The 19984-nt window shown below is 64.7% G+C and carries 22 protein-coding genes and 1 other RNA gene; 12 read left to right on the forward strand and 11 right to left on the reverse strand.

Annotated elements, in window-relative coordinates:
* Positions 1-2: 2 nt before the first annotated feature.
* The 4 genes from VIM61_14355 to ffs form a co-directional block, all read right to left on the reverse strand.
* Positions 3-560: an NUDIX hydrolase gene (locus tag VIM61_14355; GenBank protein ID HEY8901592.1), complete on the reverse strand. Its 558-nt coding sequence runs from the start codon at positions 558-560 to the stop codon at positions 3-5.
* Entirely contained in the window at positions 557-1924 is a 1368-nt protein-coding gene (gene argH, locus VIM61_14360; protein HEY8901593.1) for an argininosuccinate lyase, read from the reverse strand. The genes VIM61_14355 and argH overlap by 4 nt, the downstream gene beginning before the upstream one ends.
* A gap of 1 nt (position 1925) precedes the next feature.
* A complete protein-coding gene (locus VIM61_14365) occupies positions 1926-2393 on the reverse strand; it encodes a transcriptional repressor (protein HEY8901594.1) in 468 nt (155 codons plus the stop codon).
* A gap of 57 nt (positions 2394-2450) precedes the next feature.
* An RNA gene (ffs, locus tag VIM61_14370) (signal recognition particle sRNA small type) lies at positions 2451-2545 on the reverse strand.
* 237 nt (positions 2546-2782) lie between these two features.
* Here ffs and VIM61_14375 point away from each other — a divergent pair.
* The 5 genes from VIM61_14375 to lipB are packed head-to-tail and all read left to right on the forward strand — an operon-like array spanning position 2783 to position 5851.
* Positions 2783-3559: a hypothetical protein gene (locus tag VIM61_14375; protein ID HEY8901595.1), complete on the forward strand. Its 777-nt coding sequence runs from the start codon at positions 2783-2785 to the stop codon at positions 3557-3559.
* Positions 3560-3566: 7 nt separating this feature from the next.
* Entirely contained in the window at positions 3567-3746 is a 180-nt protein-coding gene (locus tag VIM61_14380; GenBank protein HEY8901596.1) for a hypothetical protein, read from the forward strand.
* Positions 3747-3791: 45 nt separating this feature from the next.
* Entirely contained in the window at positions 3792-4721 is a 930-nt protein-coding gene (locus VIM61_14385; protein ID HEY8901597.1) for a glycosyltransferase family 9 protein, read from the forward strand.
* Positions 4714-5226: a crossover junction endodeoxyribonuclease RuvC gene (gene ruvC, locus VIM61_14390; GenBank protein ID HEY8901598.1), complete on the forward strand. Its 513-nt coding sequence runs from the start codon at positions 4714-4716 to the stop codon at positions 5224-5226. Before VIM61_14385 ends, ruvC begins: the two co-directional genes overlap by 8 nt.
* The gene (gene lipB / locus VIM61_14395) at positions 5213-5851 is read left to right on the forward strand and encodes a lipoyl(octanoyl) transferase LipB (protein ID HEY8901599.1); all 639 of its coding nucleotides are present in this window, start codon (positions 5213-5215) and stop codon (positions 5849-5851) included. Before ruvC ends, lipB begins: the two co-directional genes overlap by 14 nt.
* A gap of 3 nt (positions 5852-5854) precedes the next feature.
* Here the strand turns inward: lipB and VIM61_14400 are convergent, their stop codons facing one another.
* The 3 genes from VIM61_14400 to VIM61_14410 form a co-directional block, all read right to left on the reverse strand.
* Positions 5855-6418 carry an aminodeoxychorismate/anthranilate synthase component II gene (locus tag VIM61_14400; GenBank protein HEY8901600.1) on the reverse strand — a complete coding sequence of 188 codons (564 nt, stop codon included), beginning with the start codon at positions 6416-6418 and terminating at the stop codon, positions 5855-5857.
* A complete protein-coding gene (gene trpE, locus VIM61_14405) occupies positions 6415-7920 on the reverse strand; it encodes an anthranilate synthase component I (protein HEY8901601.1) in 1506 nt (501 codons plus the stop codon). The genes VIM61_14400 and trpE overlap by 4 nt, the downstream gene beginning before the upstream one ends.
* A 67-nt stretch (positions 7921-7987) precedes the next feature.
* Positions 7988-8584 (reverse strand): LemA family protein, encoded by a 597-nt coding sequence (locus tag VIM61_14410; GenBank protein HEY8901602.1) that lies wholly within the window; start codon positions 8582-8584, stop codon positions 7988-7990.
* Positions 8585-8681: 97 nt separating this feature from the next.
* On the opposite strand from VIM61_14410, the gene VIM61_14415 reads away from it, so the two are divergent.
* From VIM61_14415 to VIM61_14430, 4 genes are all read left to right on the forward strand, one after another.
* Entirely contained in the window at positions 8682-9479 is a 798-nt protein-coding gene (locus tag VIM61_14415) for an HAD family hydrolase (GenBank protein HEY8901603.1), read from the forward strand.
* Positions 9480-9513: 34 nt separating this feature from the next.
* A complete protein-coding gene (locus tag VIM61_14420; protein HEY8901604.1) occupies positions 9514-9663 on the forward strand; it encodes a hypothetical protein in 150 nt (49 codons plus the stop codon).
* 99 nt (positions 9664-9762) lie between these two features.
* Positions 9763-10635 carry a YihY/virulence factor BrkB family protein gene (locus VIM61_14425; GenBank protein HEY8901605.1) on the forward strand — a complete coding sequence of 291 codons (873 nt, stop codon included), beginning with the start codon at positions 9763-9765 and terminating at the stop codon, positions 10633-10635.
* Between the two features lie 109 nt (positions 10636-10744).
* Positions 10745-11362 (forward strand): hypothetical protein, encoded by a 618-nt coding sequence (locus VIM61_14430; protein HEY8901606.1) that lies wholly within the window; start codon positions 10745-10747, stop codon positions 11360-11362.
* A gap of 16 nt (positions 11363-11378) precedes the next feature.
* Here VIM61_14430 and der read toward each other — a convergent pair whose 3' ends face one another.
* Together der and pgsA are read right to left on the reverse strand one after the other, a co-directional pair.
* Complete coding sequence (gene der, locus VIM61_14435) at positions 11379-12734, reverse strand: ribosome biogenesis GTPase Der (protein ID HEY8901607.1); 1356 nt, start codon at positions 12732-12734, stop codon at positions 11379-11381.
* 3 nt (positions 12735-12737) lie between these two features.
* Positions 12738-13313, reverse strand: coding sequence for a CDP-diacylglycerol--glycerol-3-phosphate 3-phosphatidyltransferase (gene pgsA / locus VIM61_14440; protein HEY8901608.1), 576 nt, complete (start codon positions 13311-13313; stop codon positions 12738-12740).
* A 118-nt stretch (positions 13314-13431) separates the two neighbouring features.
* Here pgsA and VIM61_14445 point away from each other — a divergent pair, with 118 nt between their 5' ends.
* From VIM61_14445 to VIM61_14455, 3 genes are all read left to right on the forward strand, one after another.
* Positions 13432-14595 carry a hypothetical protein gene (locus tag VIM61_14445; protein ID HEY8901609.1) on the forward strand — a complete coding sequence of 388 codons (1164 nt, stop codon included), beginning with the start codon at positions 13432-13434 and terminating at the stop codon, positions 14593-14595.
* 71 nt (positions 14596-14666) lie between these two features.
* Positions 14667-15260, forward strand: coding sequence for an ATP-binding cassette domain-containing protein (locus VIM61_14450; protein ID HEY8901610.1), 594 nt, complete (start codon positions 14667-14669; stop codon positions 15258-15260).
* The gene (locus tag VIM61_14455) at positions 15257-16081 is read left to right on the forward strand and encodes a phytoene/squalene synthase family protein (GenBank protein HEY8901611.1); all 825 of its coding nucleotides are present in this window, start codon (positions 15257-15259) and stop codon (positions 16079-16081) included. Before VIM61_14450 ends, VIM61_14455 begins: the two co-directional genes overlap by 4 nt.
* 1 nt (position 16082) lies before the next feature.
* Here VIM61_14455 and VIM61_14460 read toward each other — a convergent pair whose 3' ends face one another.
* Both VIM61_14460 and VIM61_14465 read right to left on the reverse strand, forming a co-directional pair.
* Positions 16083-19163 carry a PAS domain S-box protein gene (locus VIM61_14460; protein ID HEY8901612.1) on the reverse strand — a complete coding sequence of 1027 codons (3081 nt, stop codon included), beginning with the start codon at positions 19161-19163 and terminating at the stop codon, positions 16083-16085.
* A gap of 66 nt (positions 19164-19229) precedes the next feature.
* The coding region (locus tag VIM61_14465; GenBank protein ID HEY8901613.1) for a UbiD family decarboxylase at positions 19230-19984 on the reverse strand (755 nt) is incomplete at its 5' end.

A 19984-nucleotide genomic window follows, 5' to 3' on the forward strand; every position in this document is an offset into this window, starting at 1 on the left:
CGTCAAATATGGCCGCCCGCCACGAGGCGCGCAAATGTCGCGAGGGTGTTGGCGTCGCAAATCCGGCCCGTCGCGATCCATTCCCGCAACTCGGCAGGCGTGAGCGCGCGGCATTCCACGATGGCCTCGTCGTCATCGTGCGCATGTCCGTCGTCGTGGGGCTCCACGCCGGTCGCGAGAAAGAGATGCGCCTGCTCATCGGTGAATCCCACCGAGGAATAATACGAGCCGAGCGGGATCATCTCGCCCGTCGCGTGGGACCCCGTCTCCTCGCGCAGCTCGCGGTGCGCGGCCTCGAGGATGTGCTCCGGCGTCACCGCACCGTCGACCTGGCCCGCGGGAAATTCCCAGAATTCCGCCCGCACCGGCACGCGCTCCTGCCGCACGAGCAGGAACTTGCCTTCCGGCGTGCACGGGGCAATCACGACCGCCTGCTTGCGGCGCACGACCGTCCATTCGACGCCGTTCGGACGCGTGGGCGTGGCGACAAGCTCGCGAACGACGCGCAAATAAGGCGTTTCCGCGAGAATCTCGCGATGGAGTTCGCGCCACCCGCTCATGCCGCGAGGGTCGACCGCCAGAAATCCAGCCGGGCCCGCACGTTCGACGCGGAGGGCGCGCCGATCGCCTTGCGGGCCGCCAGCGCGGTCGGAATGTCGAACACGTCCGCCACATCGTCGGCGAATACCGCCGAGGCCGCCCGATAGGTTTCCGGGGACAATTCATTCAACGGCACGCCGCTGCGCGCAGCCTCGCCGACCAGCTTCCCAACGACTTCATGCGCCTCGCGAAACGGCACGCCTTTCCGCACGAGATAGTCGGCCAGATCGGTCGCGAGCAGCAGCGGATCGGCCACCGCCTCCGCGGCGCGGACGCCATTCACGCGCGCGCCGTCGAGCATTTCGGCGTAAAGCGCGAGTGTGAGATCGATCGTATCGAGCGAGTCGAAGACCGGTTCCTTGTCCTCCTGCATGTCGCGGTTATAGGTCATTGGCAGGCCCTTGAGCACGGTGAGCAGCGCGACCAGATTACCGTAGAGCCGTCCCGTCTTTCCCCGCGTGAGTTCGGCGATGTCCGGATTCTTCTTCTGCGGCATCAGGCTCGAGCCCGTGGTGTGCCGGTCGCTCAGCTCGATGAAACCAAACTCCGCGGACGCCCAGAGGATCACGTCCTCGCTGAGTCGCGAAAGGTGCATGCCGCAGATCGCGAGCGCCGCAAGCAGCTCACAGGCAAAGTCGCGGTCCGAGACGGCGTCCATGCTGTTCTGCGTGACGCCCTCGAAGCCCAGCTCGCGCGCGAGAAACTCGCGATCGATCGGGATCGTCGAGCCGGCAATCGCGCCGGAGCCGAGCGGGAGAAAATTCATCCGGCGGGCGGCATCGGCGATCCGGCCAGCGTCGCGGTCGAGCATCTCGACGTAGGCCAGCAAATGGTGCGCGAAATACACCGGCTGCGCGCGCTGGAGATGCGTGTAGCCGGGAATGACAACGTCCTCATGCCGCTCCGCGAGCCCGACAAGAGCGAGCTGCAGGGCGCGAATCCGCTCGCGCAGGCCCTCCGCCGCGTCGCGCAGATACAGGCGAATATCCACCGCAACCTGGTCGTTGCGGCTGCGGCCGGTGTGCAGCTTCGCCCCCGGCTTGCCGATGCGGCGTGTCAGCTCGGCCTCGATGTTCATGTGCACGTCCTCGAGATCGGTGCGGAATTCGAAGGCGCCCCTGTCGATGTCGGCCTCGATCTCCCGCAGCCCGGCATGAATGGCATCGCGCTCTTCGACGGTAAGAATTCCCGCGCGCTCGAGCGCCGCCGCGTAGGCGATGCTGCCGCGAATGTCGTGCTTATAAAGCCGCCAGTCGAACGATACCGACTCGCTGAACCGCTTGAGGAGGTCGGATTGCTCCTCGGCGAAACGTCCCTTCCACATGCTATCGGTCTTCCCGCTGATTCCGGCAGGCGCCGTGGATCTTCAATTCGTCGCAATGCCCCTCGATGCGCACGATCTTGTTCGTCGGCGAGAACCCGAGGCGGCGGGTGATGCAGTTTTCCAGGAGTTCCATGTTCGGATCTTCAAACTCGATGATCTTGTCGCAGTCGACGCAGATGAGGTGGTTGTGCGTCGGGTGCTCGACGAAATTCGGGTCGTAATACATCACGTCCTTGCCGAGATCGAGTTCGCGCAGGAGGCCGCTGCGCACCAGAAGCGGCAGCGTGCGATAGACGGTCGCCCGCGACACCGACGGCTCGATCTTCTTCGCCATCTCGAGCAACTCCTCGGCGTGAAAATGCTCTTTCGTCTGCATCACGGCCTCGATCAGGGCCTCCCGCTGCACGGTCCGGCGCAGACCTTGTTCGGCCAGATATTCGTATACGGATTCTCGAAGGGGCGTCTCCACTCCGCCCCAGCCTATGGGCTGCCGGAGTCGAGTCAAGGACGGGACGGACGAAAGAAAAAGTGCCAGAGGTCTACGGCAAAGCGAAGAAAGTTACCGTTGCTGCATTCCTGCCCTGGCGGGGTTCACCCGTCCGCAGTCCATAGCCCCTGACGCGTTCAAGATAGGAGGCGCGGTCCGTCGCGCAATGGAAAAAGTCGGAAAGATTGTTTCCGCGATTCCGGGGCTTGCACAATCCCGGGAGGGCGTATATCTCCGTCGCAGGCATGAGGTTTCCCCCCGTCACTTCCGAGCACGATCAAGCCGCAATATTTTTTGTTGCTTGCAATTGCGCGACGAATTCCATACTCGCCACCGCTTAACCTTAACAGTTCCTCACTGACTCCCCTTCCATGGCCAAATATTTGTTGATCGCCGCCGTCGTCATCAGTCTCGCAACGGCTGGCCTCGGTTATAAGAACTACTCGACGCTCACCGCGACCAAAGCCGATCTGGCCAGCACCGAAGGCACTCTCCGCACGACGCAGAAGAATCTCGAAACATCCAAGAAGGATCTCGCCGCCGCCAAGACCGCCACGGAGGCCGCGACCACCGATAAGGAAAAGGCCACCGCGGAACTCGCCGCGACTTCCAGCCAGCTTTCCACCGCCAAATCCTCCCTCGAAGCCGCGGAAGCTGCCACGAAGGAAAAAGAAACCCAGATCGCTGCTCTCCAGAGTGAAATCGACGGCCTGAAGGCCACGATCGCCGCTGGCAACGGTAATGGGGACACAACTGTGGGACCGGCTGGCCCCAGCGCTCGAGAGCAGGAACTCGAAGCCCTCGTTGCCAGCCTCCAGGAGAAGCTGAAGGCCAACGAAGGCCAGCTCGCCGACCTCCGCACGAAGGAAGAAGACCGCCGCAAGAACCAGATGCGCCAGGGCCTCGAGGGTCGCGTGCTCGCCGTCAACTCCGCCTGGAACTTCGTGGTGCTCAGCATCGGCGACAAGCAGGGCGCGGTGAACAACGCCGAACTCCTCCTCAAGCGCGGCGGCCAGTATCTCGGCAAGGTCCGCATCACCTCGGTCGAGCCCTCGACCTCCATCGCCGACATCGTCGCGAACACCCTGCCGCCCGGCGTCGCCGTGCAGCCCGGTGACAGCGTCATCTTCCAGTCGAGCGCGAATTAAGGAGCGCATGTCGCACGGAATCGCCGCCATCTTCGGAATCGCGCTGGCCGGGCTTTTGCTCGGCCTTTCCGCGTGTTCGACCAACGATCCGGACACCGGCCGCCCCCGCGAATCCAACATTCCGTGGAACCGGCCCGCCAGCTGGGAAGGTCCGGGCGTCTACGGCTCCGCGATCAACCAGCGCTGACTTTTCCCGGCGGTCTCTTCGGACCGCCGGTTTCTTTTTGAGCCGATGGCGGGACGCATTCTCGTAATTCGCGGCGGCGCGATCGGGGACTTCATCCTCAACCTCCCCGCGCTCGGTCTCCTGCGGGACGCATTTCCCGAGACGAGCATCGAGCTGCTCGGCTATCGCCACATCGTCGAGATCGCCGTCGATCGCCACTACGCCCAGGCCTCGCGCAGCATCGAATCCGGCCCGCTCGCCGGATTTTTCAATCCAAAGTCCGAACTCGATCCCGAACTCTCGGCCTACTTTGCGAGCTTCGATCAGGTCATCAGCTACCTCTTCGATCCCGATGAGTTCTTTGCCGGGAACCTGCGCCGAGCCGGGGTGAAAAACCTGCTCGTTGGCCAGCCGAAGCTCGCGGACCACAGCCACGCCGCGAATCAGCTTGCCGCCCCGCTGGAACAGCTCGCCCTCTTTCTCGAGGACCCGGCCGCGCGAATTTTTCCGAACGACCACGATCGCGAGGCTGCCCGAGAATGGCTCGGGGGACCGCCGCCCGTCGCGATCCATCCCGGCAGCGGTGGCACGAAGAAAAACTGGCCGCTCGATCGCTGGATCGCCCTCGCGATCCACCTGCTTGCCGCCGGCGAGCGTCTCCTCGTCATTGGCGGAGAAAGTGACCAGCCGCAACTCGCCGAGCTTCGCGCCGCCCTCGCCGGCCGCGCCGTTCGGTTTGCGGAACACCTGCCCCTCCCCACCCTTGGCGCCGTGCTGGCGGGCTGCCGGCTGTTCGTCGGCCACGACAGCGGCATTTCTCACCTCGCCGCCGCGGCGGGTGCACCCTGCGTTCTGCTCTTCGGCCCGACCGATCCCACCGTCTGGGGGCCGCGGAACCCCGGCGTCCGCATCATTTCCTCGCCGACCGGCGTGACGGCCGACATCACGCTGGATTCCGTGCGGGAAATGGTCGATCAACTCAGAGCGGATGCCTGAAACTCGCCTCATTGCCATCGACCCGTCCCTGCGCTGCTCGGGCTACGCCCTGCTCGCGTCCGACGGGCGCCGCCACCGCGCACTCGATTACGGCGTGATTCGCAATGTCGCCTCGTTGCGCCCTTCCGGCTGCCTCATGGCCATCCATGACCGCGTGCGCGAGCTCTTGACGCAATGGCAGCCAACCGCCATGGCCATTGAGAGCGTGATTTACGTGCAAAGCCATAAGACGGCGATCTCGCTCGGCGCCGCGCGCGGCTGCGCCATCCTCGCGGCCGCCCAGGCCGGCCTGCCGATCCACGAATATCCCCCCACCCGCGTGAAGCAGGCCGTCGTCGGGAATGGTGCCGCGCAAAAGAGCCAGGTCGCGTTCATGGTTCGCGCGCTGCTCCAGCTCACGGAGACGCCTTCCCCCGACGCCGCCGACGCCCTCGCGATCGGCCTCACCCATTTGCAAACCGCGGCCGCCGCCGTCCGCCGTCCGCTTCCCCATGAATCTCTCTGAGCCGCCGCCGATCGAATGGCTCGGCCGCATCTCCTTCGAGGCCGCGCTTGCCCGCCAGGAAGCCGAGGTCGCCGCCGTCCGCGCGGGCGCATCCATCGGCCGTCTCTTCCTGCTGGAGCACGAGTCCGTCTACACCATCGGCCGCACGCGCGATCAATCCAGCCTCCTCCTGCGCGACCACCTTCCCGCGCCGCTTCACGAGATCAATCGCGGCGGCCAGGCCACCTGGCACGGCCCCGGCCAGCTCGTCGGCTACGCCATTCTCGACCTGCACCACCATGGCGGCGATCTCGTCCGCTACCTGCGCTTCCTCGAGGAAGTCCTCATCGATGCACTCACGCACTGGCAACTCGAGGGTCGGCGCCGCGACGGGCTCACCGGAGTGTGGGTCGATGATCGGAAGATTGCCTCGATCGGCGTGGGCGTGCGCCACTGGATCTCGATGCACGGATTTGGCCTGAATGTCTGCGGTTCGCTCGACGGCTTCGCGAGCATCATTCCGTGCGGCATTTCCGGCGTCGACATGACCTCCGTCGAACGCGAGTGCGGCCGCCCCGTGACCGTGAAGGAAGTGGCCGATGTCGTCGGCGAGCGTTTTGCCGCCCTTCTTCCGAGCCTGCAGTGACGCTCAGAGCTTCAGGAAATTTCCCAGCAGGCGCTTGCCCTCGGAGGTGAGGATCGACTCGGGGTGGAACTGGACGCCGTAGATGGGCAGTTCCTTGTGCGTGAGGCCCATGATCTCGCCCTCCTCGGTCCACGCGGTGATCGCGAGGCAATCCGGCAGCGATTCGCGCCGCACGAGCAGCGAGTGGTAGCGCGTGGCCTCGAACGGGCTCGGCAGATCCGAGAAAACGCCGGTGCCGTCGTGCAGGATCGGCGATGTCTTGCCGTGCATGAGCCGCCCGGCCCGCACGACCTCGCCACCGAAGACCTCGCCCATGCACTGGTGGCCAAGGCAGACGCCGAGGATCGGCATCTTCCCGCCGAACTCCCGCAGCACGTCGCAGCTGATGCCCGCCTCCTTCGGCGTGCACGGCCCCGGGGAAATGCAGATCCGCTCGGGCTTCAAGGTCGCAATCTCGCCGAGCGTGATCTCGTCGTTCCGGCGCACGAACGGCTCCGCGCCGAGTTCGCCGAAATACTGGACGAGGTTGTAGGTGAACGAGTCGTAGTTATCGATGACGAGAATCATGTCGTGGCTTTTCCGATGGCCTGCGCGCGCGCGATGGCCCGGGCGGCCGCCATCGCCTTGTTGACGCTTTCCTGATATTCCCCCTCGGGCGTGGAGTCCGCAACCACTCCGCCGCCGGCCTGCACGTAGGCGGTGCCGTCCTTCAGCACGACCGTGCGCAGCGCGATGCACGAGTCGAGATTGCCGTCGAAGCCGAAGTAGCCGACCGCACCCGCGTAGACGCAGCGCTTGCTCTGCTCGAGGTCGTTGATGATCTGCATCGCGCGGACCTTGGGCGAACCCGAGACCGTGCCGGCCGGGAATGTGGCCCGCATCACATCGAAGGGCGAATTGCCACCTTTCAACTGACCGGAGACGTGCGTGACGATGTGCATGACATGGCTGTAGCGCTCGACCGTCATGAAATCGCTCACCTCGACCGAGGCGAACTCCGCGATGCGGCCGACGTCGTTCCGCGCGAGATCGACGAGCATCAGGTGCTCGGCGCGTTCCTTGGGATCGGCAAGCAGATCCTGCTCGAGCGCGAGGTCTTCCTCCTCCGTCTCGCCGCGCTTGCGCGTGCCAGCGATGGGACGAATTTCGACGAGACCGTCAGTCACGCGCACGTGGACCTCGGGCGAACTGCCCACGAGCGCGAACGTGGGATTCACCCGCAGGCAGAACATGTAGGGCGACGGATTCACGAACCGCAGCGAGCGGTAGAGATCGAGCGGATCGCCGGCGAACGGCGTCTCGAACCGCTGCGACGGCACCATCTGGAAAATGTCGCCCGCGCGGATGTATTCCTGCGCCTTCTCGACGATGGCGTGGAACTGCTCCCGCGTCGTGTTGCTCGTCATCGCGTCCGCCGAAACCGGCGCCTCGACCGGAATCGGCGCGAACTCCACGGCGACGCCGAGACGCGCGACGGCCTCCTCGACGCGACGACAGGCGTCCGCATAGGCCTCGGCCGCGTCCGCGCCATCAAGCAGGGCATTTGCGAGCACCTTCATTCGGCGACGGCGATGATCGAAGGCGACCACCACGTCGGTGAGCATGAAAAAGAGATCCGGCACGCCGAGTTCGTCCTTCGGCGGCGGGCCGATCACCGGCTCGAACCACCGCACGGCGTCATACGCGAGATACCCGACCGCGCCTCCGCGGAAAAGCGGCACGCCGGCCTGCGGCGCGACGCGATAGGCCGCCATCAGCTTCTCCAGCTCGCGCAACGGATCGCCTTCGGCTTCGAAGGTCCGTTCGCCATCGGGGCCGGCAAAGGTCACTTGTTTGCCATGCGCGGTGAGCGTCCAGCGGGCGCCGGTGCCGAGGAACGAGAAGCGCCCGACGTGGTCGCTGTGCTCGGCAGACTCGAGCAGGAAACTCGGCGCGTCGCCGCCGAGCTTGCGATAGGCGGCGATCGGCGTCTCGACATCAGCCACCAGCTCGCACCACACCGAAACGACATTGTAGTCGGTGGCGAGGCGGGTGAATTCTTCGAGCGAGGGTGAGAGCGGAGGCCGCATAGGAACCGCCTAGAAAATCAAAGCGACCCCGCCCGGTGCAAGCTGCCTCTCAACGATCGTTCGCCGGCTAGAAACTCACCTTCGGCGCTTCGCGCTGGGCGGCGTCGTCGATCGCGAAGAGCTCGGCCGGCGCAAAGTTGAACATCCCGGCGATGATGCTCGTCGGGAAAACCTCCCGCTTCGTGTTGTAGGCCATCACCGCGTCGTTGTAGGCCTGCCGCGAAAAGGCGACCTTGTTTTCCGTCGAGGTGAGTTCCTCCTGCAGCGCCATCATGTTCTGGTTGGCCTTGAGATCGGGATAGGCCTCGGCCACGACCATCAGGCGCCCGAGCGCGCCGGTGAGACCGGCTTCCGCCGAGGCCAGGCTCCGCATCGCGGTGGGATCCCCGGGATTCGCCGCCGCCGCCGCGCCCGCGCTCTGGGCCGCATTCCGCGCGTTCGTCACCGCCTCGAGCGTCTCGCGTTCGTGCTTGAGGTAGCCCTTCGCCGTCTCGACGAGGTTCGGAATGAGGTCGTAGCGGCGCTTGAGCTGCACATCGATCTGCGCGAAGGCGTTCTTGAAGCGATTCCGCAGGGTGACGAGGCCGTTGTATTGGCTGATCAGGAACAGACCAACGATCGCGATGAGGACGATCAAACCGACGAGAATGGCAAGGGCGATCATGCCCCCGACAGTGCGTCGGCCCGGCGAGCCGCGCAATCTGGAAATCGCAACGTTTTTCCCTCGAAAAATCCCCCGAGCTCTGATTCCTAAAGCGCCGATGTCCATTCAGGCCGTTCTTTTCGATCTCGACGACACGCTCATCGTGGATGAAGCCGTGTCCGCCGCCGCGCTCGACGCCACCGCCCGCCACGCCTTCACGACCCTGGGCGCGAACCGCGATGCCTTCCTTCGCGACGCCCGCGCGCACGCCGTTCGCCTGCACGCCGCCAGCCCCGTGTATCCCTACTGCAAGCGCATCGGGATCAGCGCCTTCGAGTGTCTCTGGGGCAGATTCCTCGGCGACTCGGCCGATCTGACCGCCCTGCGCGAATGGGCTCTCGCCTACCGCCAGCAGGTCTTCGACGCCACCCTGCGCTCGCAGGAACTCGAGGGCGAGGAGGAAGCCGCCGCCGAACTCGCCGCGACCTTCGCCGCCCAGCGCCGGAAACTCCAGCGCCTGATGCCCGACGCGCGCGAGGTGCTCACCCGACTCTCGAAGAAATACCGCGTCGGCCTGCTCACGAACGGCGCCCCCGATCTTCAGCGCGAGAAGCTCCTCAACTCCGGCCTCGAGCCGTTCTTCGACGCGGTCGCCGTCTCCGGCGAGCACGACATCGGCAAGCCGAAGCCCGAAATCTTCCACCGCCTTATCGCGGAGCTCGGCGTCGGCGCGGACGAGGCCGTCATGGTCGGCAACAGCCTCGAGCGCGACATCCTCGGCGCCCGCAACGCCGGCATCACGAGCATCTGGATCAAGGTCACCGGTTCCGAAGAGCCCGCCGACGTGCGTCCCGACCACACCATTCTCGGACTTGCCGAGATTCCCGCCCTGCTGGAACGTCTGCCCGCCGCTTGACACATTCGCAGAATGGCCGATTGATGATTCTGCTATGACAAAACTGCTCACCATCGCCCTCACGATCTCTGCCCTTGCCCTCACCTCCGCTTTCGCTGGCGATTGCGGCGGCTCCTGCGGCAAGAAAAAGGACGAGAAAAAGGAAAGCACCAAGGAAAACGCGGTGCGCGTGATCCAGCTCTAAGCCGGATTTCACGACGAAACCGACCAGCGCGGCACCGGCAACGGGCGCCGCGCTTTTCTTTTGCTTGCCCGGCGAGGCGAGGCCGCAAGAATGCCGCGCATGAGGCTTCCCAACTTCATTGAAAGTCCGTGGAAGATCATCCGCACCTCGATTCAGATCTTCGGCGAAATCGACGGCGAGCAACGCGCGGCCTCCTTCGCTTACTACGCGATCTTTTCACTCATTCCCCTCCTCGCGCTGCTTCTCTCCGTCGGGTCCATGTTCTTCGACCCCATCGCGGTGAAGCACGCCGTCCACGACTACATTCCCGCGAACGCCCCGGGGCAGGAAACGCTCTGGCAGATGGTGGATGCCCTCCAGCGCGCCCGCGGCGGCGTGAGCTTCATCTCTCTCGTCATCCTCGCCTGGTCGTCGCTCAAGTTTTTCCAGGCCCTCGTCCGCGCGGTGAATGCCGCCCTGCACACGGAGGACATCCCGTGGTGGCAGATGCCCCTCAAGAACCTCGTCATGGTCGGCATTCTCACGAGCGGGTTCACCCTCGGCATCCTGATTCCCGCGATCATGCAGGGCGTCGCCAAGGCCCTCACGGCCTTCGAGCATTTCGTCCTCGCCCACCTTCCGAATCTACAGCTCGCCCCGGTCTACGCCGTTCTCGAACTCGGTCGCTACCTCGTCGGCGGCCTCGTGCTGCTTTACACCGTGACGATGCTCTACGCCTTCGCCCCGCGCCGGCGCATCCTCTTCCGCCACGTCTGGCTCCCCGCCCTGCTCGTCACCGCCGGCCTGCAGCTCTCGCAAATCGCGATGGTCAACTACTTCTCCCATTTCGTGAACTACAACGCCGTCTACGGCCCCATCGGCGGCCTCATGCTCTTTCTCTTCTGGGTCTACCTTGGCGGCCTCATCATCATCTTCGGAGCCAGCCTCTGCGCCGCCCTCGTCCGGCTCCATCCCGAGCGAAAATTTTTGTAACGCGTAAAGCGTTGCGCCATCTCCACCTCCACCGAAACCCGCGTTTCTCGACAGGAAATTTCCATCCAACGCACCGATCTCCGCACGGATTATGCTGAGGACCGATCGTATGGACCCGGTATCGCCTTCGCCCGACCTGATCGCGGCCACCCAGGCCTTTCGTCTGCGCGTCGAATGGGGACTCGAGCGCATTCGTCGCGAGCCACGCGACTACGCCCAGGCCCGAATGACCGCAGAGGATATCGAGGAATTTCTCGAACAATGGGCGCCCCAGATTCCCGACGGGGAAGCCCGGGAGCCTCTCGCGGCCATGCGTGAAACTGCCGCCAGTCTCCGTCGAGCGCTCCATCGCGCCGAACTCGAACGCCTCCACGTCGTGCTCGAAGCTCGCGAACAATGGCATACCTCCGAGCTCTTTCTTCAAATGGCCGTGGCCATCATCAGCCTGTTCCGGGAAGCCCCGCCCGCGCTTCTTCCCGGTCTGCAGGCTGCCTACTCCGGCGACAGCGGCCGCCCCTTCGACGCCGAGGAAAGCTACCGCGAAGCCGAGGCCGACGTCGAACGGGACGAAACCACCTACCGGAGGATTGCGAACGCCTTCGCCGCGGACTTTCCCGATTTCGACAAGCCGGAACTTCGCGAGAAACTCGACAAGGTCACCCTCGATGGCTGCCGGGCCTGGCGCCAGCGCGTCGCCGGGGACCTCATCGCCTTCGCCGCAGCGTGAACACGCGTCTCGTCGCCTACTCCGCGTCCTTCTTCTGCTTGCCCTTGAGTTTGAAGGAAATCGGCAGACCGGGATACTCGACGACGTCGCGAATGCGGGCCGTGAGGTAGGCCTGGTAGCTGTCGGAGAGTTTTTGGGGATCGTTCACGAAGAGCAGGAACTCGACGCGCCCGAAGGGACGCGCCGACGGAGCGGCGAGCTGCGTCGCGTAGTAAATCTTGAAACGACGCGCGCCGTGCATCGGCGGGGCCTGCCGCTCCACCGCGGCCTTGAAGAGGCGATTCAGCTCGCCGGTGCCGATCTTGCGGCCGGCGTGCTCGCGGATCTTGCGAATCTGGTTGAAGAGGCGCGGCAGGTTTGTCGCGTCCTTCGCGGAGAGCACGATCACCGGCGCGTAGCTCAGGAAGAAAAGTTTCGCGCGCAGCTCGTCGACCTTCTCCTTGAGCAACTCGGTGTCGTCCTCCTTGCCGACGAGGTCCCACTTGTTCAGGACGATCACCGCGGCCTTGCGGGCTTTCTGAATGAGGCCGGCGATCTTCTTCTCCTGCACGGTCACGCCCTGCGTGGCGTCGATGACGAGAAGGTTGAGATCGGCGCGGTCGATCGCTTTTTCGGAACGCATCACGCTGAAGACCTCGACGGACGTGTCGTGCTTCGAGCGATGGCGAATGCCTGCCGTGTCCACGAGCGTGAACTTGTCGCCGCGGTATTCGTAAGGAATGTCGATCGCGTCGCGGGTGGTGCCGGCGATGTCGCTGACGATGGTGCGGCGGTCGTTGAGGATGGCGTTGACGAGCGAGGACTTGCCGACGTTTGGCCGGCCGACGATCGCGATGCGCGGCGTGTCGCGGTCCTGCGTGTATTCGTCCTCCGTCTCGGCGAGATCGAGCGCGGAGCTGATGCGGTCGACCAGCGTCTGAATGCCGCGGCTGTGCGCGGCGCTCACGCCCACGAGGTCTGTGAACCCGAGGCGCGCGAAGTCGGCGAGCAGGTTTTCCTGCCGTTCATTGTCGATCTTGTTCACCACGATCACCGCCGGCTTTCCGGAACTGCGGACGAGCTTGCCGAGATCGGCGTCGAGCGGCGTCACGCCGGCCGGACCGTCCATCACGAGCACGAGCAGGTCAGCCGCTTCGATCGCCACGTCGGCGGCGAAGCGGGTGTCCTCGGCGAAGTCGGGATCGGGCTCCGCGCCAATGCCGCCGGTATCGATGATCTCGAACGGAGCCGGGCCCATGCGGCAGATGGCGTGGATGTGGTCGCGCGTCACGCCGGCCTGGTCGTGGACGATCGAGATCTTCTGCCGAGCAAGGCAATTGAACAGGGCGGACTTGCCGACGTTGGGTCGGCCTAAAATGGCAATGGTCTTCATGAGTTACGGCTTCCCGGCGGCCTCATGATGCGTCATTTGGGCCACGCCGCGAAAGACATACTCGATTCCGCTGACAAATGTAAAAAAACCTGCGGCCCACACCGGCCCCTCGAGATACGGGATCTGGAACATCGCCCACGCGACCGCGACCATTTGCAACGCCGTCGCCGCCTTTCCCGCGAAGCTCGGCCGCACCTCGAGATGATCCTGCACCATGCGCATCGCCACGCAGCCGAGCACGATCACCGCGTCCCGCGCGATCACGAGCACGGGAAACCATAGCGGCAGCGCGTAATGCCACGGGCTCACGCTCAGTGTGATGATCGCCGTAAGCAGCAGCCCCTTGTCCGCGATGGGATCGAGTAACGCACCGAGCTTGCTCTCCTGGTGCAACCGCCGGGCAATCATCCCGTCGAAGGCATCCGTCACCGACGCGATGACAAACGCCGCCACCGCGGCCCAGCGCAACCACTCCTGCGGCGCCTTCGCCTCCACGCTCGCGCCGTAGTAAATCGCGAACATCACGAAGACCGGGATCAACAGGATCCGGAGCACGGTCAGCATCATGGGGATGGTCATGGCAGAAGGAAATCGTAACCCGGTGGCTCCACGCGCTTCAACCTCGACCTCTCGCCCGGGAAAGACCGCGCCCGGATTCCGTCTCCCTTCCCGCGCCCGCCTTGTGCATAACCACTGCATGCCGTCCGCCTACGCCCTCGCCGCCGCCGTGCTCGCCGCGCTCTGGCTTGCCGCCGCGTTCTCCCGGGCCGCCGTGCGGCGCGCGCTCGTGAACGGCCTTCGGTGCCTCACGCGCCACGGCGAGGTCGTCCGCATCCCACTGACGTTTGCCCTTGGCTATGCCGCCTTTCAATTTCTGGCCGTGGTCACGATGGATGCCCGCCTCGATGCGAAACTCCCGATCATCATCTGGGACCTGCCGCCGCCGGTCTCGACTCTCGCCGGCATGAGCTGGCTGCCCGCGGCGGAACACACCGCCGCGGTGTTCACCGTCTTTACCGCGACGTTTCCGCTCTCCGCGTGGTTCGCCTTCCTGCTCGTGATCAATACCGGCGGCCTGCTCGGCGAACTCGCTCGCGCGCTCCGCAAGCGCTTCGGCGCCGTCCGGGGCATCCCCCTGCTCCTCCTTCTCTTCCTTGGCGCGCTGGCGGCGGTCCTCAAGCCCGCCGTCTACCTGCTGCTCCCGGAACTCGCGGAATTCGTGCCGATCACCATCCCGATGGCGATAAACGCCCTGTCGACGGGCTTCGAGCTGCTGCTCGGCATCTATTTCCTCACCTACCTCATGCTGCTCACCCACGTCTGGCTGCGCGGCCTTTCTTTCGAACGGCGCAAGCTTCGCCGTCTCGCCATGCGTCGCACCGGCGTCGTGCTTCGCTGGTCCCTCGTGCTGCTCGGATTGTCAGTCGCCGTCATTCTGCTCCCGCTCTATGTCGGGCTGCTCGTCGCTCCGGGAGAGCCGTTCTACGAACGATGCGTCTGGTTCTCGACATGGATCGGCCGCCCGGTCGTCACAGCCGTCGCCCTGCTCTCCTGCGCCGTGCAGGCCAGCCTGGTCTTTCGCAGCGAGCCGCTTCGAAACGCGCGACGCCGTGGGGGCCGACTTTTTGCCCGCCACGCCGCGGACATCGTTCCATTTCTGGGCGTCGCCGGCCTCAGTTTTTTTGTCCTCGAGATGGCTCTGGAATTCACCCTCGCCCGCCTTGGCGCAGAAACTCTCGTCGGCTTCGCCGGCCGTTTCCTGGCCGCCGGCATCGAGGCGTTTCTCTCCGGATGGTTGATCGCGGCTTGGGTTTGCCTTTACAAAGGATTTTCGTCGGACCGAAAAGAGGTGCTGTTTTGATCGCGTTGAGCTGTTCCCGTCTCCACTGCCATCGTCCCGAATGGAATGGAGGTCCGGCCTGCGTCCATGACGTGTCGCTCACTTTCGAAATCGGCGAACTTCACGCCGTCACCGGTCCGCCCCGCAGCGGCAAGACGCTCCTGCTTCATCTCCTCGGTCTGCTCGACGAGCCCGATTTCGGAGAGGTCGAACTCTTCGGCGAACTCGCCTCCCCCGCCCCCGAAGAAACCCGCCGCGAGATTCGCAACTCCGTGTTCGGCTACGTCTTTCAAAGTCCGTGCCTGCTTGCCGAGTTCACCGTGGCGGAAAACATCGCCATGCCTCTCTTTCGGATTTTCCAAACGGAGGAATCCCTCGCGCAGATGCGCGTGTGCGAGCTGCTCGAGCGATTCGGCATCGACGACTCTGCAAACGACCCCGTCGCCGCGCTCGATCCCGACCGGCAATTCCTCGTCGCTCTTGCGCGGGCTCTCGTGCATCGCCCGCGCATCCTCCTCGTCGCCGAGCCCGCCCGGTCCGCGCTCCTGGCTCCCGCGGTGCGACACGCCGTCGACTCCCTCGGCGTCACCACCATTTGGGCCGGCGAACCCGGTGACTGGACCGCGCAGTGCGATCAGGAGATCAGGCTGGAACACGGCTGCATCGTCGCTCCGCTGACCCCATGAGCGAGCTCGTGCCCGCCGCCATCGCGGCCGATGTGGAATCCGGACGCAAGGCCTCGAATCTGGCCTTCGCCCTGTTTGCCCTCCCGCGCCAGCGCCGCGCCGACGCCGTCGTCTTCTACCGGCTCTGCCGCATCCTCGACGACATCGCCGACTCTCCCGCCCTCTCGTCGGAAGTCCGCAGCCAGACGCTCGATGCCTGGGCCGAGGCCCTCGCCGGTGCCCGGCCGCTTCCCCCCGAGTTCGCCGACCTCGTCGATCGCTACGATCTCGACCGCTCGCTGCTTCTCGAAATTCTTGCCGGTGTGCGCGCCGACCTCACCGTCTCCCGCTACGCCACCTTCGAGGATGCCCGTCGCTACTGCTGGCGCGTTGCGAGCGCCGTCGGCCTCGTGAGCATCCGCATCTTCGGCTGCACGTCACCGGCCAGCCCCGCCTACGCCGAAGCCCTCGGCCTCGCCCTGCAATGGACGAACATCCTCCGCGATGTCGGTGAGGACGCCGCCAACGGCCGCATCTACCTGCCGCAGGACGAACTCGCCCTCTTCGGCGTGGCCGAGGCGGACATTCTCGCCGGACGGGCCACTCCCGAATTTCAGCGCCTCGCGGAGTTTCAGGCCGAACGCGCCGCGCAGCTCTTCGCCGCCATCGCGCTCCCATCCGAGGATCGCCGCCCGCTGCTCGCCGCGGAAATCATGCGCGCGATCTACGCAAAGCTCCTCGACCGCATGCGCCGGGATGGACTTCGCGTGCTCGAGCGACGTTATCGCGTTTCCCGCGCCGAGAAGCTCCTGCTCGCGGCCGGCGCCCTGCTCAGGCGCTGACTCAGCTCTGGGCCAGACGACGAATCGCCCGCTCGAGCGACGAAAGATCGACCGGCTTCACGAGATGCTCGTCGAATCCCGACGCGAAGCTCTTTCGAATGTCCTCCTCCATCCCATAGCCGCTCATCGCGATGCTCTTGACCGACGCCCGTTTTTTCAGGGCCTCGATGAACTCGTATCCGGTCATGTCCGGCAGCCCGAGATCACTCACCACGATGTCGAACTCCTGCTTCGCCACGAGGGCGAGTCCCTCGCCCGCCGTATGCGCGGCCGTCACCGCATAACCCATCGCCCCGAGGAGTTTCGTGAGCATCGCCGCCGTGTCCGCATGATCCTCGACGATGAGAACCCGCAACGAATGGTCGCGCCGGTCGGCCGCGCTCTTCGGCCCCTCCTCGCCCTTCTCTGCTGCACCCGCCGGCAGGTCGATCGTGAACGTGCTTCCCTGCCCGCTCCCATCGCTCTCGGCCCGAATTTCCCCCTCGTGCAGCTCGATCAGAGCTTTCGAAATCGCCAGCCCCAGCCCGAGCCCGCCGAATTGTCGCGTGACGCCCACGTCGCCCTGCTCGAACGCATCGAAAATCTTCGGCAGAACCTCAGGGTCGATCCCGACTCCGGAATCCTGGATCGCGATCTGCACGCACCCCGCGACCGCTCCGGACGTGCGCACGGAGATGCGGCCGCTCTTCGGCGTGAACTTGATCGCATTCTTCAACACGTTCCACAGCACCTGCTGCAGCCGCGCGGGATCCACTTGGACCTGTCCAGCCGCGGGGTCGAGTTCGACGACGAGCCGCACGTCCTTGTCCGCCGCCTCCGCCTCGCACATCGCCGCCGCCTGCCGCACCGCGTCATTTGCCGGGATCGCCTTCAGGTGCAGCGCGAGCTTGCCCATCGTGATCCGGCTGAGATCGAGCAGATCGTCGATCAGCTTGGTCTCCAGCTCGACGTTGCGGCGAATCATCGCCATATCGGCGCGAAGCCCTGCCGGGACCGTCGGATCCATTTCCAGCGAACTCGCGACCATCAACACCGGCGTGAGCGGCGTGCGCAGCTCGTGGCTGAGCACCGCGAGGAAGCGATCCTTCGAACGACTCGCCGCCTCGGCCACGTCCTTCGCCTCCTTGAGCGCCGCCTCGATTCTCTTTTGCTCCGAGATGTCGCGCGCGATCTTCGATGCGCCCACAATCTTCCCGCCGCCGTCCTTGATCGGAGAAATTGTGAGCGAAACCATCACCCGGCTCCCATCCTTCCGCACCCGCTCCGTTTCAAAATGCTCGACCGGCTCGCCCCGGGAGATGCGTCCCATGATGATCGTCTCCTCGTGATGCAGCTCCGGCGGGATAAGCATGAGAACCGGTCGCCCGATCGCTTCCTCCGCGGAATAGCCGAACAGCCGCTGCGCGCCTTTGTTCCAGCTCGAGATCACGCCGCTGAGGTCCTTGCTCACAATGGCGTCGTCCGAGAATTGCACGATCGCCGCAAGCTGGCGCATGGCGCCTTCCGCCCGGCGATGTTCGGTAAGCAGACGCGTCGTTCCTACCACCGCCGTCACCGTCCCGTTTTCGTCGAAGACCGGACTGAAAATGTAGTCGTGAATATCGGCACGGCCTGCGGCATCGGTGAAAACCGTCTCGTCCCGGATCGCCTTGCCCGTCGCGAACACCGACAGCAGCTGCCGGTGGATCTTCTCCGCCAGCGCGGGAGGATATTCCAGGTCGAAGACATTTTTTCCCAGCACGTCGACAAGCGACTTTCCCCACACTTCGAGGAGCGCCTTGTTTGCGAAGAGCACGCGCGCTTCCCGATCGAAGCTGTAAACGAGGTCCGGAATGTTCGCGAGGGTCGCCTGAAAGAGGTTCGCCTGCGCCTCGATCTCCCGCGTGAGGGCTTGCACCTCGGCCTCGCGTTGCTTGCGCTCGGTGATCACGCGCGTGGACCCCGCGACAATCTCCACCTGCCCCTCGGAATCGAACACCGGGCTGAAAATGTATTCGTAGAATCCCGTCTCGCCGGCGGGACTCGTGTAGGCGGTCTCGTCGCGCACGGTTCTTCCGCTCTCGAAGACTTCCTGGATCTGCCGATGCAAAAGCGTCGCCAGTTCGTCGGGATATTGCAGATCGAAGAACGTCTTTCCGACGCCTTCCTCGAGGGTCAATCCCCACAGATCGAGCAGCGGCTTGTTCACGTAGATGAACCGGCCCTCACGGTCGAACGTGTAGGCGAAATCCGCGATATTCGAGAGCGTCGTGTCGAAAATGCGCGCCTGATCCTCGAGCCGTTGCGACAGTTCCTGAACCCTCGCCTCATTCACTTTTCGCTCGCTGATGTTTTGCACGTAGAGCGACAACCCGCCGGCCGAGGGCGAGGCGCGCACCTCGAGCCAGGCCTTCAGCGGCTCGTAGAAAAGCTCGAACGTCCCCGGAGAATCCGAGTTCATCATCCGGCGGTAAAATTGCCCGATCTCGCTGTCGACGATGTCCGGAAATTTCTCCCAGACATTCTGCCCAAGCAATTCGTCCGGAGACTTGTAGAGCGGCGCAACGAGCTGCATGTAGCTCGGGTTCACGTAGGAAAAGCGCCACTCCCGGTCGATCGCCGCAAACGCATCGCTGATGCTTCCCAGGATGGCGAGCAACCGGTCCTCGCCGGCCTGCAATTCCTCCTGCAGGCCGCGCGCCGCGATCTGTCGCCGCCGCGCCCGCAGCGCCGTTCTCACCACGCTGACGAAGGACGCCGGCCGCAGCGGCCGCTCGAGCAAGGTGACGTTTCCAAGTCCCTTCCATGGCTGGGACGAGACGGCATCGGCTTTCACTTCGTCGGCGAGAATGACCACCGACAGGTCGGCCCAGTCGGGTTGCCGGAGCAACACCGCCTCGAAGGAATCCCTGCTGCCATCGCCGAGCACCTCCGCCGCAAGAATGAGCGCGCCACAGCCCCGCTCGATGCCAGCGCGGATCGCCGCGGCGTCCGCGCAGATCCGCGGGCGCAGGTTCGCCTCCTCGAGCAGGCTCGCCAGCCGGCCGGACTCCACCTCGTCCGCGGTGAGGATGAGAACATCTTCTGCGCCGGGATCCGTCATGGGCGGAAGCGTGAGGTCATTTTCCAAATTCGCTCGAGAGCTGTTTTCCGTTCGGGGAAGCCCGGGCTATTTGCAGAATCTCTCGACGCTTTTCTTCACGGCCTCGTCCATCGCGATGAGCGGTGGCCACTCCCGGCGGAAACCCTCGCCCGCGAGTTTCCGCGTGGCGTCGATTCCCATCTTCGAGCCGATCGCGATCTCACTCGTCGCGTGGTCGAGCACATCCGACGGGCCCCTGGTCAACAGGCTGTCGCGCTGCGGATCGGTATTCGCGCACAGGCGAAAGAGCACCTCGCTCGTGTTGTGCACGTCCACGTCGTCATCCACGACGACGATATATTTCGAGAACATCATCTGCCCCATCCCCCACAACCCGTGCATGATCTTGTAGGCCTGCATCGGATAGGTCTTCCGGATCGAGACGAACACCGCGTTGTGAAAAACGCCCTCCGCCGGCAGCGCGATGTCCACGATCTCGGGGAAGTTCATCTTGAAGATCGGCAGGAACAATTTCACGGATGCCGCGCCGATGTAGAAATCCTCCATCGGCGGGATGCCAACGATCGTCGCGGGATAGATCGCGTCCTTCCGATGGGTGATCGCCGTGACGTGAAACGTCGGATACGGCTCCGGCAGCGTGTAGTAGCCGGTGTGGTCGCCGAAGGGCCCTTCCATGCGCAACGGCTCCGTGGGATCGACGTAGCCTTCGATCACGATGTCGGCATTCGCCGGCACCTCGAGGTCGTTCGTCTCGCACTTCACGAGATCGATCGATTTCCTGCGCAGGTAACCGGCGAGCAAAAACTCGTCGAGACCGTCCG

Source organism: Chthoniobacterales bacterium, from assembly GCA_036569045.1.
Classification (GTDB): domain Bacteria; phylum Verrucomicrobiota; class Verrucomicrobiia; order Chthoniobacterales; family JAATET01; genus JAATET01.

Bases quoted from the DNA above. Each gene is read 5' to 3' on its own strand.
- VIM61_14355 (HEY8901592.1), bottom strand. From the start codon at position 560: ATGAGCGGGTGGCGCGAACTCCATCGCGAGATTCTCGCGGAAACGCCT.
- argH (HEY8901593.1), bottom strand. From the start codon at position 1,924: ATGTGGAAGGGACGTTTCGCCGAGGAGCAATCCGACCTCCTCAAGCGG.
- VIM61_14375 (HEY8901595.1), top strand. From the start codon at position 2,783: ATGGCCAAATATTTGTTGATCGCCGCCGTCGTCATCAGTCTCGCAACG.
- VIM61_14380 (HEY8901596.1), top strand. From the start codon at position 3,567: ATGTCGCACGGAATCGCCGCCATCTTCGGAATCGCGCTGGCCGGGCTT.
- VIM61_14385 (HEY8901597.1), top strand. From the start codon at position 3,792: ATGGCGGGACGCATTCTCGTAATTCGCGGCGGCGCGATCGGGGACTTC.
- ruvC (HEY8901598.1), top strand. From the start codon at position 4,714: ATGCCTGAAACTCGCCTCATTGCCATCGACCCGTCCCTGCGCTGCTCG.
- lipB (HEY8901599.1), top strand. From the start codon at position 5,213: ATGAATCTCTCTGAGCCGCCGCCGATCGAATGGCTCGGCCGCATCTCC.
- VIM61_14400 (HEY8901600.1), bottom strand. From the start codon at position 6,418: ATGATTCTCGTCATCGATAACTACGACTCGTTCACCTACAACCTCGTC.
- trpE (HEY8901601.1), bottom strand. From the start codon at position 7,920: ATGCGGCCTCCGCTCTCACCCTCGCTCGAAGAATTCACCCGCCTCGCC.
- VIM61_14410 (HEY8901602.1), bottom strand. From the start codon at position 8,584: ATGATCGCCCTTGCCATTCTCGTCGGTTTGATCGTCCTCATCGCGATC.
- VIM61_14415 (HEY8901603.1), top strand. From the start codon at position 8,682: ATGTCCATTCAGGCCGTTCTTTTCGATCTCGACGACACGCTCATCGTG.
- VIM61_14420 (HEY8901604.1), top strand. From the start codon at position 9,514: ATGACAAAACTGCTCACCATCGCCCTCACGATCTCTGCCCTTGCCCTC.
- VIM61_14425 (HEY8901605.1), top strand. From the start codon at position 9,763: ATGAGGCTTCCCAACTTCATTGAAAGTCCGTGGAAGATCATCCGCACC.
- VIM61_14430 (HEY8901606.1), top strand. From the start codon at position 10,745: ATGGACCCGGTATCGCCTTCGCCCGACCTGATCGCGGCCACCCAGGCC.
- der (HEY8901607.1), bottom strand. From the start codon at position 12,734: ATGAAGACCATTGCCATTTTAGGCCGACCCAACGTCGGCAAGTCCGCC.
- pgsA (HEY8901608.1), bottom strand. From the start codon at position 13,313: ATGACCATCCCCATGATGCTGACCGTGCTCCGGATCCTGTTGATCCCG.
- VIM61_14445 (HEY8901609.1), top strand. From the start codon at position 13,432: ATGCCGTCCGCCTACGCCCTCGCCGCCGCCGTGCTCGCCGCGCTCTGG.
- VIM61_14455 (HEY8901611.1), top strand. From the start codon at position 15,257: ATGAGCGAGCTCGTGCCCGCCGCCATCGCGGCCGATGTGGAATCCGGA.
- VIM61_14460 (HEY8901612.1), bottom strand. From the start codon at position 19,163: ATGACGGATCCCGGCGCAGAAGATGTTCTCATCCTCACCGCGGACGAG.